At 42.7% G+C, this 15,266-nt stretch carries 16 protein-coding genes; 3 read left to right on the top strand and 13 right to left on the bottom strand.

The genetic code is table 11. The features are described 5' to 3' along the window. Position 1: 1 nt before the first annotated feature. From BN3283_RS13270 to rsgA, 13 genes are all read right to left on the bottom strand, one after another. A complete protein-coding gene (locus BN3283_RS13270) occupies positions 2-1,786 on the bottom strand; it encodes a thiamine pyrophosphate-binding protein (protein ID WP_286137677.1) in 1,785 nt (594 codons plus the stop codon). Further along, complete coding sequence (locus BN3283_RS13265; RefSeq protein WP_286137676.1) at positions 1,786-2,679, bottom strand: NAD-dependent epimerase/dehydratase family protein; 894 nt, start codon at positions 2,677-2,679, stop codon at positions 1,786-1,788. The genes BN3283_RS13270 and BN3283_RS13265 overlap by 1 nt, the downstream gene beginning before the upstream one ends. Further along, positions 2,666-4,003 (bottom strand): lipopolysaccharide biosynthesis protein RfbH, encoded by a 1,338-nt coding sequence (gene rfbH / locus BN3283_RS13260; RefSeq protein WP_059026936.1) that lies wholly within the window; start codon positions 4,001-4,003, stop codon positions 2,666-2,668. The genes BN3283_RS13265 and rfbH overlap by 14 nt, the downstream gene beginning before the upstream one ends. Continuing rightward, the gene (gene rfbG / locus BN3283_RS13255) at positions 4,000-5,079 is read right to left on the bottom strand and encodes a CDP-glucose 4,6-dehydratase (protein WP_059026934.1); all 1,080 of its coding nucleotides are present in this window, start codon (positions 5,077-5,079) and stop codon (positions 4,000-4,002) included. Before rfbG ends, rfbH begins: the two co-directional genes overlap by 4 nt. Before the next feature lie 15 nt (positions 5,080-5,094). Beyond that, positions 5,095-5,865, bottom strand: coding sequence for a glucose-1-phosphate cytidylyltransferase (gene rfbF / locus BN3283_RS13250; RefSeq protein ID WP_041503304.1), 771 nt, complete (start codon positions 5,863-5,865; stop codon positions 5,095-5,097). Between the two features lie 181 nt (positions 5,866-6,046). Continuing rightward, complete coding sequence (gene kdsB, locus BN3283_RS13245; RefSeq protein ID WP_041503303.1) at positions 6,047-6,796, bottom strand: 3-deoxy-manno-octulosonate cytidylyltransferase; 750 nt, start codon at positions 6,794-6,796, stop codon at positions 6,047-6,049. A 4-nt stretch (positions 6,797-6,800) separates the two neighbouring features. Next, on the bottom strand, positions 6,801-9,329 hold the full coding sequence (locus BN3283_RS13240; protein ID WP_059026932.1) for a M1 family metallopeptidase: 2,529 nt from the start codon (positions 9,327-9,329) through the stop codon (positions 6,801-6,803). Positions 9,330-9,337: 8 nt separating this feature from the next. Beyond that, the gene (locus tag BN3283_RS13235) at positions 9,338-9,691 is read right to left on the bottom strand and encodes a bactofilin family protein (protein WP_041503302.1); all 354 of its coding nucleotides are present in this window, start codon (positions 9,689-9,691) and stop codon (positions 9,338-9,340) included. Positions 9,692-9,705: 14 nt separating this feature from the next. After that, complete coding sequence (locus tag BN3283_RS13230) at positions 9,706-10,047, bottom strand: bactofilin family protein (protein WP_041503301.1); 342 nt, start codon at positions 10,045-10,047, stop codon at positions 9,706-9,708. Positions 10,048-10,283: 236 nt separating this feature from the next. Then, positions 10,284-11,303, bottom strand: coding sequence for a beta-ketoacyl-ACP synthase III (locus tag BN3283_RS13225; protein ID WP_059026930.1), 1,020 nt, complete (start codon positions 11,301-11,303; stop codon positions 10,284-10,286). Positions 11,304-11,414: 111 nt separating this feature from the next. Continuing rightward, a complete protein-coding gene (rpmF, locus tag BN3283_RS14365; RefSeq protein WP_041505225.1) occupies positions 11,415-11,600 on the bottom strand; it encodes a 50S ribosomal protein L32 in 186 nt (61 codons plus the stop codon). A gap of 17 nt (positions 11,601-11,617) precedes the next feature. Beyond that, a complete protein-coding gene (locus tag BN3283_RS13220; protein ID WP_286137675.1) occupies positions 11,618-12,142 on the bottom strand; it encodes a YceD family protein in 525 nt (174 codons plus the stop codon). Between the two features lie 110 nt (positions 12,143-12,252). Continuing rightward, complete coding sequence (gene rsgA / locus BN3283_RS13215; protein ID WP_059026926.1) at positions 12,253-13,176, bottom strand: ribosome small subunit-dependent GTPase A; 924 nt, start codon at positions 13,174-13,176, stop codon at positions 12,253-12,255. A 222-nt stretch (positions 13,177-13,398) separates the two neighbouring features. Between rsgA and BN3283_RS13210 the strand changes: the two genes are divergently transcribed. The 3 genes from BN3283_RS13210 to BN3283_RS13200 all read left to right on the top strand — a co-directional run bounded on the left by BN3283_RS13210 (position 13,399) and on the right by BN3283_RS13200 (position 15,247). Next, positions 13,399-13,995: a non-canonical purine NTP diphosphatase gene (locus tag BN3283_RS13210; protein ID WP_041503298.1), complete on the top strand. Its 597-nt coding sequence runs from the start codon at positions 13,399-13,401 to the stop codon at positions 13,993-13,995. Continuing rightward, positions 13,982-14,698, top strand: coding sequence for a DNA repair protein RecO (recO, locus tag BN3283_RS13205; RefSeq protein WP_041503297.1), 717 nt, complete (start codon positions 13,982-13,984; stop codon positions 14,696-14,698). The genes BN3283_RS13210 and recO overlap by 14 nt, the downstream gene beginning before the upstream one ends. 156 nt (positions 14,699-14,854) lie before the next feature. Continuing rightward, positions 14,855-15,247, top strand: a complete 393-nt coding sequence (locus BN3283_RS13200) for a hypothetical protein (protein ID WP_041505227.1) — start codon at positions 14,855-14,857, stop codon at positions 15,245-15,247. The last annotated feature ends 19 nt before the right edge of the window (positions 15,248-15,266 follow it).

The raw sequence follows: 15,266 nt of genomic DNA, 5'->3' as shown, positions 1-15,266 counted from the left end.
ACTATTCATTTAATGGTTTTATAATCATATTTTCTAAAAATTCTTCCCGGGAAAGAAAAGGATACAGGTCTTCCAACGGTTTGGAAACCATCCGGCCGTCCTCTTTCCTCACGGATGAGGTTTTCGGTATAAACTTGTAATCATCCAACAGATCAACGACACACACCATCGGCGTATTGTCCCGCAATAATTCGGGTAACACCCGCTCCATCTCCTCGTGAGAAGAAATGGAAAGTGTTTTAATACCGAAAGCCGTTCCGAGTTTGACAAAATCAGGAAAACCGACTCCACTATCCTCATTGCAACCGATATATTGTCCCGCAAAAAAATTATCCTGAGTCTGTTTAATAGAGATATACCCGTGATTATCCAATACAATCAGCTTAATAGGTAATTTATAATAGGCCATCGTCGCCATCTCCTGTAAGTTCATCATCAGACTGCCGTCCCCTGCCAGACAGATGATCTGCCGTTCGGGATGAGCAACGGCAGCCCCTATGGCGGCAGGCAAATCATATCCCATGGAAGCGCAGCCGGAATTCCATATATATTGCTGCCCTTTCTTCACTTCTCCAGCCTGAAAAAGCACCACGCACGCGGTTCCGTTTCCGGCGACAACAGTCGATTTATCAGATAAGCGACGGGTTAATTCCCTCATGAAATAATAAGGTTGAACTCTCTCCTTTGTATACTTATACTCTTCCGATACCGTAGGGTAACGTTGTTTCCTTACCTGACACCAGGCTAACCAGTCCGGCCAGGACCGCCTGGGAGTATAGGCTCGCAGGCGGTCAATAAACCACCCGGCATCGGCGCATATACCCATATCCACCCGAACCGTCGGTTTTCGAAGCTCTTCAGGATCGATATCCACGACCACGTGCTTACCCGCGCGTACATAGTATTCCCAATTATAACTTACCTGACGTATATTGTTTCTGGAACCTATCGTGATAACCAAATCAGCATTTTGAAGGGCAAAATTACCGGCTCTCGAACCTAATGTTCCTATTCGACCGATATAATTAGGATTCTCCTCTTCCAGAATATCCATTCCGTTAAACGTCGTAAGGACGGGTATATGAAATTTCTCCGCCAAAGCCCGAAAACGATCCGCAGCCTTAGCTATTTTTATTCCGTGTCCGGCCACAAATACGGGACGTTCGGCCTTTTCCAGCCACTCGAAAAAAAGAGTAAGATCCGGCTCCTCTTTTTTTATCGAAGAAGGACTATACTCTTTTTGAATCTTTTCATCCATAATCATCCCCTGAATATCCATGGGCACATCTATCCACACCGGACCGGGACGACCAGAGAGAGCCCGATCCACGGCTTCGTCCAAAACACTCTTCACCTCATCCAACGAGGTTATCTGTTTGGCAAACTTGGTGAGCGGTTTTACCACCTCGATAATATCCACCTCCTGATCTCCCAATTGACGAAGTCTGAGCCGAGGGTAACGGGTAACAGTCGTCTGTTGTTTTACCTGACCGGAAATATATAAAACGGGTACGGAATCCGTCCACTGCCCCATAAGTCCGGTCAACGTATTTAATCCGCCAGGACCAGTCGTCACATTAACCACCGCCAACCTGCCCGTCGAACGGGCATAAGCTTCAGCCGCAATAGCACAAGCCTGTTCATGATGATTACAGGTATATTGTAATCCTGCACAACGTCCGATAGCGTCGTTCAGGTGCATCGCACCACCCCCCGTAATCATAAATACATGTTCAACACGGTATTTCTCAACCAATCGCTTAAAAATATAATCACTTACTCTCATTATTTATCCACTAACAATAAATCTCTGTTTATATGAGCCTTATTATCGACATACCAACGGTATAACCGTGCAACGGCTTGTTCCAAAGGTGTGAATTTCAATCCGGGCATCTCTTCCGACAACCGGGTATTGGAACCACTATACTCTAACCCCTTTCCCTCTTTAGCGATAATGACAGGCAAATCTTTTCCGGATATACGCCTCACCATCAAAGCCAATTCATATAGAGAAACCGAAGAGGCCGGGGTAATATTATAAGCCTTGTATTTAGGCCGGGCTTCGATAAAATACTCTAACACCGTCATCAAATCCTCTACAAAAATATAATCAAAATTCCGGTCCTGCTTTATCGTAATCGGCAAATCAAACAACGTCTTACAAATCGCATTCGAAATAAAACGAATCGCATAATCTTCATATTTTCCGAAAATTCCGAAGATTCGTAAATCGTATATATTCGAACTTTTTTCAATACACTTTTCACAGACATACTTGGAAAAACCGTGCTCATCTGCCGGAATATTTTGTCCATACTCCTCTTCCTTCATCTTGGGATGATAGTACCTCATATCATAAATCGCACCGGAGCCCAATACAATCATTTTTTCATACTCCTTCACGTGTCGTTCCAGATTAAAAAACATCCGGGTATTGTTATAAAACAATCCTTCACACGAAGCCGCATTCCGATGTCCCGGCTGACCGGCAGCATGTATCACCACATCCACCGAATGACGATGGAAATAGTCGTCAACCTCCTTCTCGTTGACAAGATTCAATTCCTTACTCGAAGGAGTCAACAGACGATACCGTTCGGAAAGGAAACTCTCCTTTATATTCTTACCGATAAAACCATTCGAACCTGTTAATAAAATCGTTTTATTCATGCTCATGGCAGAACGCTTTAATTTCTTTTATCATATAGTCGAGCATAGGTTTCTTCATGCCGGGATAAACACCTATCCACAAAGAGTTCGTCATCACCAGATCCGTATTTTTCAACTCTCCGACCACACGGAAACCTTCTCCGCTTTTACGCATCTCATCGAAACAAGGATGTTTGATCAAATTCCCGGCAAACAACATTCGGGTTTGAATATGATGTCTCTCAAGATGGTGAACCAGATCATTACGGGTAAAACCGGCATTTTCTTTTACAAAGATTAAAAATCCGAACCAACTGGGATCAGCATTTCCGGTAGGCTCTGCAAAAATCAACCGATCCTCCAAACCTCTTAACCCCTCCCTCAAATAAGTCCAGTTTTGTTTTCTGGCCTCCACGATAGCCGGAATTTTTCTCAACTGCGCACATCCTATTGCAGCCTGCATATCCGTGACCTTCAGGTTATATCCGAAATGCGAATAGACGTATTTATGGTCATAACCGAGAGGAAGTTCTCCGAATTGCTGGGTAAAACGTATTCCGCAGGTATTATCTTTTCCTGAATCGCACCAACAATCCCTTCCCCAATCCCGGAACGAATTTACTATCCGGTGCAGTAACAAATTATTGGTATAAACGGCTCCGCCCTCCCCCATCGTGATATGATGAGGCGGATAAAAGCTGGAAGTACCTATATCACCTATGGTCCCCGTGTATTTCCACTCTCCGTCCAGTCGGTATTTGGAACCCAATGCATCGCAATTATCCTCGATTAGCCACAATTGATGGCGATCACAAAAATCTCTTACCGCCTTTAAATCAAAGGGATTACCCAACGTATGAGCTACCATCACCGCTTTCGTCCTCGGCGAATAAGCCCGCTCCAACAAGGTCACGTCAATATTATACGTGGGTAACATGATATCCACGAAAACAGGCACGGCCCCATAAATGATAAAAGGGGTCACCGTTGTCGGAAAACCGGCCGCAACCGTTATCACCTCATCCCCTCTTTTTACTTGTCTCTCCTTTAACTTCGGAGAGGTCAAGGTCATAAAAGCCAACAAATTGGCAGACGATCCGGAATTGGTTAAAGAACAAAATTTCACACCTAAAAACTTGGCAAATTCCCGCTCGAATTCCGAAGCATAACGTCCGGTCGTCAACCAGAAATCCAAAGAAGCATTCACTAAATTTTCCAATTCATCCTGATCGAAAAAACGTCCCCCGTAACCGATCCTGTCTCCTTCCTTAAATTCAGTCTCTTTCTCCTTAAATTCCTCTATGTAATACTCCCTTACGAGCTTCAAGATTTGTTCTCTTTTCGTATTCATGATCTTTCAAAAAAATTTTTTATCTGCTTTTCCGTGTACTCCCGTATATTTCCGGGATCCTCATTATAGTTTTTATACCATTCCAAGGTCCATTTCAACGCTTCGGAAGCATTCAACCGGGGATACCATTTCAATTCTTTATTAGCCAACGATATATCCAATCTCAACATATTCGCCTCATGCAACACTCGCGTATCCTGCCGTACGACATACTCCCCTTCTCCCCAAATTTCAATGGCCGACTTTGTCATCTCCTCTACCGTCAACGTGTCGTGAGACCAAGGCCCGAAATTATAGGCGTTGGACATTTCCCCGTACCTCTCGGATGCCATGGCCCCCAATAACAAATAGCCATATAACGGTTCCAAGACATGTTGCCACGGACGAACAGCTCCCGGGTTTCTCAGAACAATCTCTTTCTTTTCCCGGAGAGCCCGGATGATATCCGGAACCAAACGATCCTTGGCCCAATCTCCTCCGCCGATAACATTACCCGCCCGGGCTACGACCAAAGCTTTATGATGTTCCCCGTAACTTTCGGTATTAAAAAACGAATTCCGATAAGAATCGATTACCAACTCGGCACAAGCCTTACTCGCGCTATACGGATCATACCCTCCCAACCTGTCATTCTCCCGGTAGGCATAGGGCCATTCGTAATTATAATACACTTTATCCGTGGTAATCAACACGACGGTACACTTGTGTTGCCATCTCCTTAAGACATCCAACAAATGAGCCGTCCCGATACTGTTTACGGCAAAAGTCTCCACCGGGAATTCATAAGACAAACGAACAATAGGCTGAGCCGCCAGATGAAAGATAAAATCAGGTTCAAACGTTGTAATTTCCCGGGACAGACGCTTAGCATCCATCAAATCCCCGATCACGGAGGTAGCTATCTCCTCTACCTTTAAAACGTCGTATAAGTTGGGAGATGTTTCCGGAGCCAAAGCATATCCCTTTACCCGAGCTCCTAACATTGAGAGTATCTTGATCAACCATGCGCCTTTAAAGCCGGTATGGCCCGTCACCAAAACCTTTTTCCCGTTATAAGGGTTCTCTTTCCAATCCATACGTCAACAATTACGTTACCAAACTTTCCAAACAGCCTCTCCCGATTCCCACATCTTATTCAAATCTTCCTTATCTTTCAACGTATCCATAGGTTTCCAAAAACCGGCATGTTTGAAAGCCATCATCTGATGTTGTTGTGCAATTCGCTCCATGGGCTCTCTCTCCCAGGTAATATGATCTCCTTCGATAAAATCAAACACTCCCGGCTCGCACACAAAATACCCCCCGTTAATCCAGGCTCCGTCTCCCTTAGGCTTTTCAATAAAAGATTTAACACTATTCTCCTTCTCTATCGTGATAGCACCGAAACGACCAGTCGGCTGAATGGTCGTTACCGTGCATAACTTCTTATGGTTTTTATGAAAACGGAGCAGTTCCCCGATATTTACGTCTGATACACCATCTCCATAAGTCAGCATGAAGGTCTCGTCACCTATGTATTTTTGAATCCGTTTGATACGACCTCCCGTCATCGTGTTCAACCCCGTATCGATCAACGTTACCTTCCACGGTTCCACATCCGTATCCAATATCTCCAAAGAATTCCGTTGCAGATCGATCATCAGATTGGAACGATACATACAATAATTTGCAAAAAACTCCTTGATTATATGACCTTTATAACCTAAACAAATAATAAATTCATTCACTCCGTAGTGAGAATAAGTCTTCATGATATGCCACAAAATAGGCATTCCTCCGATCTCAACCATAGGTTTCGGTTTGATTCCCGTCTCTTCACTCAACCGGGTTCCTAATCCCCCTGCCAATATAACTGCTTTCATCTATTAATAAATTTAGAACACCAAATTTTGTTCAAAGATAACGCTTAATAATCAGAATTACCTTCATTCCGTTAAACAAAAAAATGACAATTGACGATTGTAGATTAAGAACTTCGGCGCTTGAATGACGAAACGATCCATTTCCAATCACCGAATTATCAAATCATAGCATATAAATCCCTTAATCTTGGAGGATTTTCTTCAAATCTTCCGGCGTATCGATTCCGATAGATTCATGATGAGTGATGCTCACGGCTATCTTATAACCGTTCTCCAACCAACGTAATTGCTCTAAAGATTCGGCTTTCTCCAGTATCCCCTGCGGAATTCGGGTGATACTTTCCAATACTACCGGACGATAGGCATACATTCCCACGTGTTTATAATAAGGAGTGCGCGTCAGCCATTCACCTTGGTCTACTCCTCGACAAAACGGAATAGGGCAGCGACTAAAATAAAGGGCCATATGTTGTTGGGAAAAAACGATCTTCACCTTATTGGGATCAAATATTTCTTCATTCTTTTCAAAAGGTTTGGCCAAAGTCGCAATCTGAATGTCTGGCTCCTCGAACCTCGATATCAAGGCCTCTATCTGTTCCGGCAGAATAAAAGGTTCATCTCCCTGAACATTTACAATAACCTCGAAATCCTGTTGCAAAAGTTCTTTCACTTTTTGATAGGCCTCATAACAACGATCGGTCCCGCTTTTATGAGTAGTTGCCGTCATCACGGCTCGACCTCCGAACCGGATCACGGTATCGTAAATCCGTTCATCGTCCGTAGCCACATAAACATGTTCCGACACGGCCGTCGCTTTTTCATACACATGCTGTATCATCGGCTTCCCCGCTATTTCGACCAAAGGTTTCCCCGGAAATCGGGTAGAAGCATACCTGGCTGGAATTAATATTAAATTAGATTTGAGAATCATTATGCTATTCTAATTTGAGATTATTACTCTCGGCATGAAGTCGTCGTAAATGATCGGAATTGGACAATATTTTTAATTTCAGATTGTGCGGATAGTTGGGATGTTTCTCCAAAAAATGAGTAACGACGGAATAAACATACTTGCTCGTGTGGCCGGATAAACCGGCATTCAACCAGTCGGAAGGGAAAAAGATATCCCCCGTCTCCTGTATTTCCTGCAATTTCTCCAACACTTGAGGTATGTATTCTTCGGACTCTTGACGGCGCAAGGGATGATTCAACCACCTCAGACTCTCTCCCGCCCAAACCTCATTTACTCTATTCTTTTCCAACAACAAAGCGTTAAAAACGCTATCCCGGACCTGTTTTTTTCCGGATACGGAAGGCAATACATAGGCAAAACGATTCAACAAGTCCTTATTCTTTACCGTTCTGAGGATGTATTTCTTCATATTCTGATATTGATTGGAATCTCTCAATATCATATTATAAGCTATCAGTATCCTGTCGTCATCCGCGATCGTCATCCCGCCCGTCTCTTCCGTACCGTATAATATTTTCGCTATATATCCTTTGGCTTCCGACGAGGTATATATACCCAACAATGTTTTAAAATAGGTTTTCTTGTTCACTCCCGTCTGTTCTTTTGACAACATATCCATGCAGAAACGCTCCAGATCCTCCTGCAATAACTGACGGCTCCCCTCATCCAGGTAAGTATTATATACGGTAGTTAAAAACGAAAGCGTCCGATTAATAACCAAATTATTCGTTTCCGCGGGCAGATGCTTGATACAAAAACGAACAAACAGCTCCCCCTTTAACTTTTTATTCAAAACTCCTTCATATAGCAATTGCCAGCTGACTGCCCGGTACAAAGGTTCAGGCAATTCACTCAAATACTCGTTCAAGGCACGAACAGAATACTCCGTAGGTAAGAAACAACCGTATCCCAAAACATCTCCGTCCGGCAACACCACCTTAGCATTACGGTAGCGCGTTAACGTATCTTTCAAAAAGAGAATATTTTCCCGCAAACGTCTGTTGCTTTCCCAAATAACCGATATCCGTTGAGGCCATACCCGGTTTTTTCCGGACTCATCGACCATTTCGACTCCATTTTCACCGAATTCGATCAATGGGGCTCCCGCCTCTTTCACCCATATTTCGTTCCACGCCTGTAAACCGACTCCGGATGTCTCTTCGAGCAGGGTGATCAAATCATTCCAATCCGCATTGGAATAAGCCCATCTCCTCAGGTAATGACGCAATCCTCTACGCAACTCCCCTTCCGTAATCAAATTCTCCAACATATTCATCACAATAGGCGCTTTATGATAAATAATATCCCCGTACAAAGTTCCCGCATCTTTCAGGTTATCCAATTGTTGCAAGATCGGATGAGTACCCTCGGTTCGATCCGTACGTAAAGCAGCTTCATAGTGACTTAAATAAAAATTCAACTTATGATCGACCGTCGGATACAGGCCGGCTAAAATTTTACCTGCCATAAAATTTGCAAAAACCTCCTTCAGCCATACATCGTCAAACCACTTCATCGTCACCAGATCTCCAAACCACATATGGGCTGTTTCATGAGCGATAACCTCACTTCGTCTCAAGCGTGCCGTCATATCGGCATCCGGATCGAGAAATAACCGTGAAGCATGGTAATACGTTGCCCCCGGATGTTCCATTCCTCCGAATTGAAAAGCCGGAATAGCAACCACATTGTATACATCGAAGGGATAAGGCCTTCCCGTGTATTTCTCCATCCAATTTAACGAATAGGCCACCTCCCGGGCTATTTCGGATAGGCTGCCATTAATTTTAGAGGTATCTGTCTCCCGGTAATAAATACCGATCCAACGCCTGTCTACATACCATTCCGCGTAATCAAAAACTCCCGCCACAAATGAAAATAAATAAGTACTCAACGGCTTCGTCTCCTCAAATTCATACAGTTTATAGTCATCGAACTGCTCCATTCGTAACAAATCCCCGTTGGCAACGGCTCTCCATGTCGAAGGAATTTTCAATCTCAATTTAAAACGCCCTTTGATATCCGGTTGGTCGAAACAAGGCATCAACGTCCGGCAACGGTCCGGAACCAATAAGGTGTAAAGAAAATCATCATTCCGATTCAAAGAGGTCTCTCCGGCTCGAAATTTAATATTCAGCGAATTCCGCCCCTCTTTTAAATTTTTTTCTTCAATAATAATATGTTCATTCTTAAATATATACGGGACTCTTTCTCCATCGGAAGTAATCGAGATAATACTTTCTTCGTCCGCCTTAAAATCCAAAACGACCGGAGCCAACTGTAACAACTCGAAAGAGATTTCCGAATCGGCAATGATGGCAGCCCCTTTATCGGAGGGAATCGCAAAGTACAAGCTATAACTTACTCCCCCGATATTCGATTTCCGCTCTTGTGCCAGTTCTTTTGAAACCCCTTTTTCAATACCACCATTTCCCCTCTCGCAAGCGGCAAATAATAAACAGAATTGTATAACGGCTAAAAAACAACGCACGTCCTGATTTATTTCTGGTGAACTTCTCTTTCTATACGGCACTCCCCATTAAAAACAGCTCCTGATTCTATCATTATATAAGCGGCCTTTATCGTACCCACGAAGGTCGATTTAGCTCTCAAGGAAACCGTTCCAAGCGAAAGTATATTACCCTGAACATTGCCTAAGATATCTACACTCGGTGAATTTATCTCTCCTTCTACCTTTGCCGTCGGTCCAATAACCAAACGCCCCGTAGTATTAATCTTACCTTTAATGGTTCCATCGACACGTATATCATTTTTCGCATGAAGATCCCCTTCGATAGAAGTCCCCTCACTTAATAAATTTAACGCTACCTGTTGTTGTACTTCTTTTCCCATAAAAGTCCTTTAGATTATATTTTTACCAAACACAACTCGTTAATACCTATTCTATTCCCCACAATCCGCAAACGGCAGGTTTCAACACGTCCTCCGACACGCCCTTCTTCACGTATAGTCAAATCCCCCGTATTCACGCTCCCCTTTACCAGGCCATCCACATCCAACACCTTGCAATTCACATTACCTTCCACAACTGCACCTCTTTTAATCACCAACACTCCGCCACAATCCACATTACCCGCAACAATACCTCCCAGGAACAAATCATTCGGCACTCTTATATCCCCTTGAATAACGGATGTACTAAGAATAACTGTTCTCTTCGCATTAGGTTGATGTACATTTTTCGTCATATTGCAAGAAAATAAGTGACCAAATATACAACAAGTAATCTAAAATAAAAAATCAAATCTAACGAAATCTGAGCATCTGTCCTCCAATATTTCTTGCGACAAAACGGGATAACAGACGTAACGCCATAAACAACAAAAAAAATGCTATCCTACCAGATAGCATTTTATAATATCGTAAATTGCAGATTAACCACCGAACCCTTCGATTACCGGACACCTGATCTCATTCCGCTTTTTTATCCACGACTGCCAATTGCATTTTTCCCGTCATACCCCCATTTGAGGTAGATCGCTCCCCAGGTAAACCCGGCCCCGAAAGCAGCTAAAATCAGATTATCCCCTTTCTTAAGCTGATCTTCCCACTCGTAAAGACAAAGAGGAATCGTCGCAGAAGTCGTATTTCCGTATTTATGAATATTTACCATAACTTTGGACCGATCCAGTCCCATACGGTCTCCCGTTGCGGCAATGATTCGCAAATTAGCCTGATGAGGCACAAGCCAAGCCACATCTTCGGAAGTCAGATTGTTTTTTTTCATGATCTCTACCGATACGTCGGCCATATTAGAAACGGCATGTTTAAATACAGGCTGCCCCTCCTGATATATGTAATGCTCCCGGGCCATGACCGTCTCCATGGCAGGAGGTTTTAACGAACCACCGGCTTTCATATGCAAATGCACCCTTCCCATTCCGTCAGAACGCAAAATATGATCCATCACCCCTATGTTCTCAAAGGTAGGCTCTAATAATACGGCAGCAGCACCATCACCGAAAATCGGACAAGTGGCACGATCCGTGTAATCGGCAATAGCAGACATCTTTTCCGCTCCCACCAAAACGACTTTCTTGTAACGTCCGCTCTCGACGAATTGTGTAGCCGTCGTTAATCCATACAGGAATCCGGAACACCCGGCATTCAGATCAAAACTAAACGCCTTTTTTATTCCTACCATATCGGAAATTACATTTCCATTGGCCGGAAAATGCATATCCGCCGTAACGGTACAACAAATCAAAAGGTCGACCTCTTCAGGTGTAAGTCCCGTCTTGCGAAAAAGATCCTCAACAGCTTTCGCTCCAAGGTATGCACTTCCTTTATCCTTATCCCGTAAAATACGTCTCTCTTTGATACCAATCCGGGTCATAATCCACTCATCCGTGGTGTCCACCATACGACTCAACTCTTCGTTTGTCAAAATATAGTCGGGACAATATGCACCGACCCCCGTAATTACAGCCTTTGGCCTTTCCATAAAGTTTTTTTTGATAATTTTCGTTCACTCGAAATAAATACCCCTATACAACCATAGCCCCCTTATTACAGGGGGCTGTATTATTTAAGGCAACTTATCGTCACATCAAAATTATGCGACAACAGCTTTCTCAATAGCCAATTTACCCCTGTAATATCCGCATTCCGGACATACAGTATGATACTGTACTGCAGCACCACAATTTGAACACTTTGCTATTGCAGGAACTGTCGCCTTGTCATGTGTTCTTCTCTTATTCCTTCTCTGCTTAGAGGTTCGGTGTTTAGGATGTGCCATTTTTTTCTATTTTTAATTTAGTTATTAATTAATTTCTTCAATTCATCCCATCGGGGATCACTTTTTTTATTCTCGTTTATTACCAAATTGTCCAGCACTTTTTCCATCTCCTCATTACACTCTCCATCCGGATGTACAACCCGAAGAGGGTAATTCAACATATACATTTCATATAGCGGTGCACTCAAATCTAAAAAATCTTCCTCTTGCGACAACACGATAAAATCATCCTCGTTCCCCTCTTCACGTTCTCCGTATTTCACATAAAGATTCCACTCTCCGCAAACAGGTAATTCCATCTCTTCCAGACAACGATCACATACAGCTTTCACCACTCCCGTAATCTTCATCCTCACCTCCATCAAAAGAGAAGACTTCACGATATCCACACAAGCCCTGACTTCTCCTTTCGTCCCTTTTGTCGTCTCAAAGCAATCGAAAAAAGAGTCGTCCAACATGAATTCGAAGGAGTGTTTCCCCTCTCCCAAGCCCCTGTGAGCAATCTTATATTCTTTCAACCTATCCACTACTATACGAAACAAAAACGGCGCAAATGTACAAAAAATAATTCATCTGCGACAACTATTTCTCTCTTTTTTATTTTCATCCCTCTCCAAAACGAATATTACAATTTTGTACCCCGATCGTACACTTACCCCTTTCTATATTTTTCTGTCTCTTCTTCAAACATACTGACATAACTGAAATAACGGGTCTCACTGATCTTACCCTCTTTAACAGCCTCCAATACCGCACAACCGGGTTCATGAATATGAGTACAGTTATAATAGCGGCAATCTTCGGCATACTTAAATATTTCCGGGAAATAATGAGATATTTCGTTTTTTTCCATATGGACAAGTCCAAAAGCCCGAATCCCCGGTGTATCCACGATATACCCTCCGAAACTCAATTCGAACATCTCGGCAAAAGTAGTCGTATGCTTACCGGTATCGTGCATTTCGGATATTTTTGCCGTTTTCAGAGTCAGCTCCGGCTCTATCCGGTTGATCAAAGAGGATTTTCCCACACCCGATTGTCCTGAAAACACGGAAACTTTATCTTGCAACAATTGTTTTACTTCCTCTACACCCTCTCCCGTTTCCGCGGAAACGGCCAAACAGGTATACCCCACGTTCTGATAAACATCCACCAACGCCCGCAAAAGCCATCGATCTTCCTCGTCGCACAAATCTATCTTATTAAAAATCAAGACAGCAGGAATATTATATGCTTCCACGGAGACTAAAAAACGATCGATAAAGACGGTAGAAACTTCAGGATGTTTCAAAGTCGTGACCAGTATCGCCTGATCTACATTCGCGGCAATAATATGGGCTTGCCTGGAGAGATTGGTAGACTTCCGTATAATGTAATTTTTACGGTCTAATATATCATAAATAACTCCTTCTCCCGCTTGTCGTTCAACCGCCACTCTATCACCGACCGCCACCGGATTAGTGGTCTTTATGCCTTTCGTCCTAAATTTTCCTTTTATCCGGCACGACCAGATCTCCCCGTCTTCCATCCGTACGGAATACCAACTCCCGGTCGACTTTACAACAACACCCCTCATCTTAGATTAGCCATTTAAATTAAAAATCGGTTCGCGACGAAAACTCATTCCCAAACAAGTACATCAAACTGATATCGAACATTCAAGAAGATACCCCAATGGACATTTTGAGACCTTTATTCTCAATTTCTATCTTTTCTTTTCGTTTTTAACTTCACAAAGATAATCTATTTCACTAATTTTGTCGCATGCAATACGCATAAAAACCGAAATCTCATTAAGATGAAATTAGTTTTTGCCACCAATAACGTTCACAAGTTAGAAGAAATCAAACAAATGTTAGGAGACCCCTACACGCTTGTTTCTTTGAAAGAAATCCAATGTTTTGACGATATCCCGGAAGAGCAGGACACTCTCGAAGGCAACGCGTTACAAAAAGCTCGCTACATTCACGAAAGGTATGGGATCGACTGTTTTGCCGATGACACGGGACTCGAAATCGAAGCCCTTGACATGGCCCCCGGGGTTTATTCCGCCCGCTATGCCGGAACAGATCATAATTCCGAAGCCAATATGAAAAAAGTACTGTCTCAAATGAACGGCGTAACCAACCGGAAAGCTCGATTCAGAACTGTTATCGCCCTCATAATAAACCGGAAGGAATATCTTTTCGAAGGGATAGTGAACGGCCATATCCTGCCCTCGCCCAAAGGAGACAGCGGCTTTGGTTATGATCCCATCTTTCAACCGGAAGGCTTCGCCCAAAGTTTTGCCGAAATGAATCTTGCGGACAAGAACAAAATCAGCCACAGGGGACGAGCCGTCGAAAAGCTCTGCATCTTCCTAAAAAATCGAGAAGATAAACATGGAAGTAACTAACGCCATCGTATTAAAAAACATACCTTACACGGAAAATCAACGCATACTCTCCGTTTTCTCCGCAGAACGGGGATTTCTTTCGCTGATCACTCCCGTCAATACGATCAAGCGCCGGAACAATCACGCTACTCAATGCATGCAGATTGTCGAAATAGAGTACATTTTCAATGAAAAAAACAACATCCACAAACTAACGACAATCGTCAATACCCGTAACACCACGGCAATCTATCTTGATGTATATAAAATGAATATCGCTTTACTATGGGGCGAGATCTTAAACCTGACTTTACGAAACGAAGGCAAAAACGAAACCCTGTACGAATACATAGAAAACTCCATCGAGTATTTAAATTCGGCACAACGGGACATCGCTAACTTTAATTTATTTTTTCTGTTCCATTTAGCCTCCCTGCTTGGATTCGACATCAATTCATCGACCTACCGCCCCGGTTATATACTTAATCTCAATGACGGGAATTTCTATCCGACAGCCGGGAACGACTCCTACTCGACAGGCCCGCACGCGGCACAAGCCATATACAAGCTATGCAACTCTCCTTTAGCAGACATTGGAAATATCCCGTTAAACCGCCAAAGCAGAAGCATTATTTTAGATATACTTCTTCTCTTCCTCAGCTTCCACCTGAACATCAATTTCAACATCAAAAGCATTAAAGTCATTCGTGAAATCTTCTCTTAAAATTTGACATCATTCATCTTTAGTTAATATTTTCTTAAAAAATAAACTTTTCAAGCAGGAAAATGTCATATAACAAATGGTATTTTTCACTTTTTATTAACACACTTTGTGAATTACAAAAAATAAATTTAACCAATCAATTAAACCGCTAAGATTATGCGTATAAAAATTGACGACCTCAATAGAATCTATTCAGGTGACAAAAGGGTTTTTAGTGATTTGAATGTAAACATTGAACCGGGTTTTTTTTGCTTTTCAGTATTTCGTAATATTGAAAACGTTATCTTTGCGTGCATGCAATCTCCGCTTCAAGGTCATTCTTTCGAAAAGATTTTTTTTGACAATGACACCGTTGCCAAAGGAGATAAAACGATATGTTTTTTTGAAGAAGATCCTCTCGGGGAAACTCAAAAAACGGGTTTTCAACAAATGACGGAAAAAAGAGAAGCAGCAATCCGTCCCGATTTGAAACATACCCCTGTTTATCACATCGACAACCTGCCCGAGAAGCAGCATCGAAGTAATAGTAAATACGAATTATTTCACTAAAAACACAAAATTAAAAAAC

This window comes from Gabonibacter massiliensis (assembly GCA_001487125.1).
Classification (GTDB): Bacteria; Bacteroidota; Bacteroidia; order Bacteroidales; family Marinifilaceae; genus Gabonibacter; species Gabonibacter massiliensis.
The sequence above is the reverse complement of the archived record's forward strand: the minus strand, read 5'-3'. Positions and strand labels throughout refer to the sequence as shown.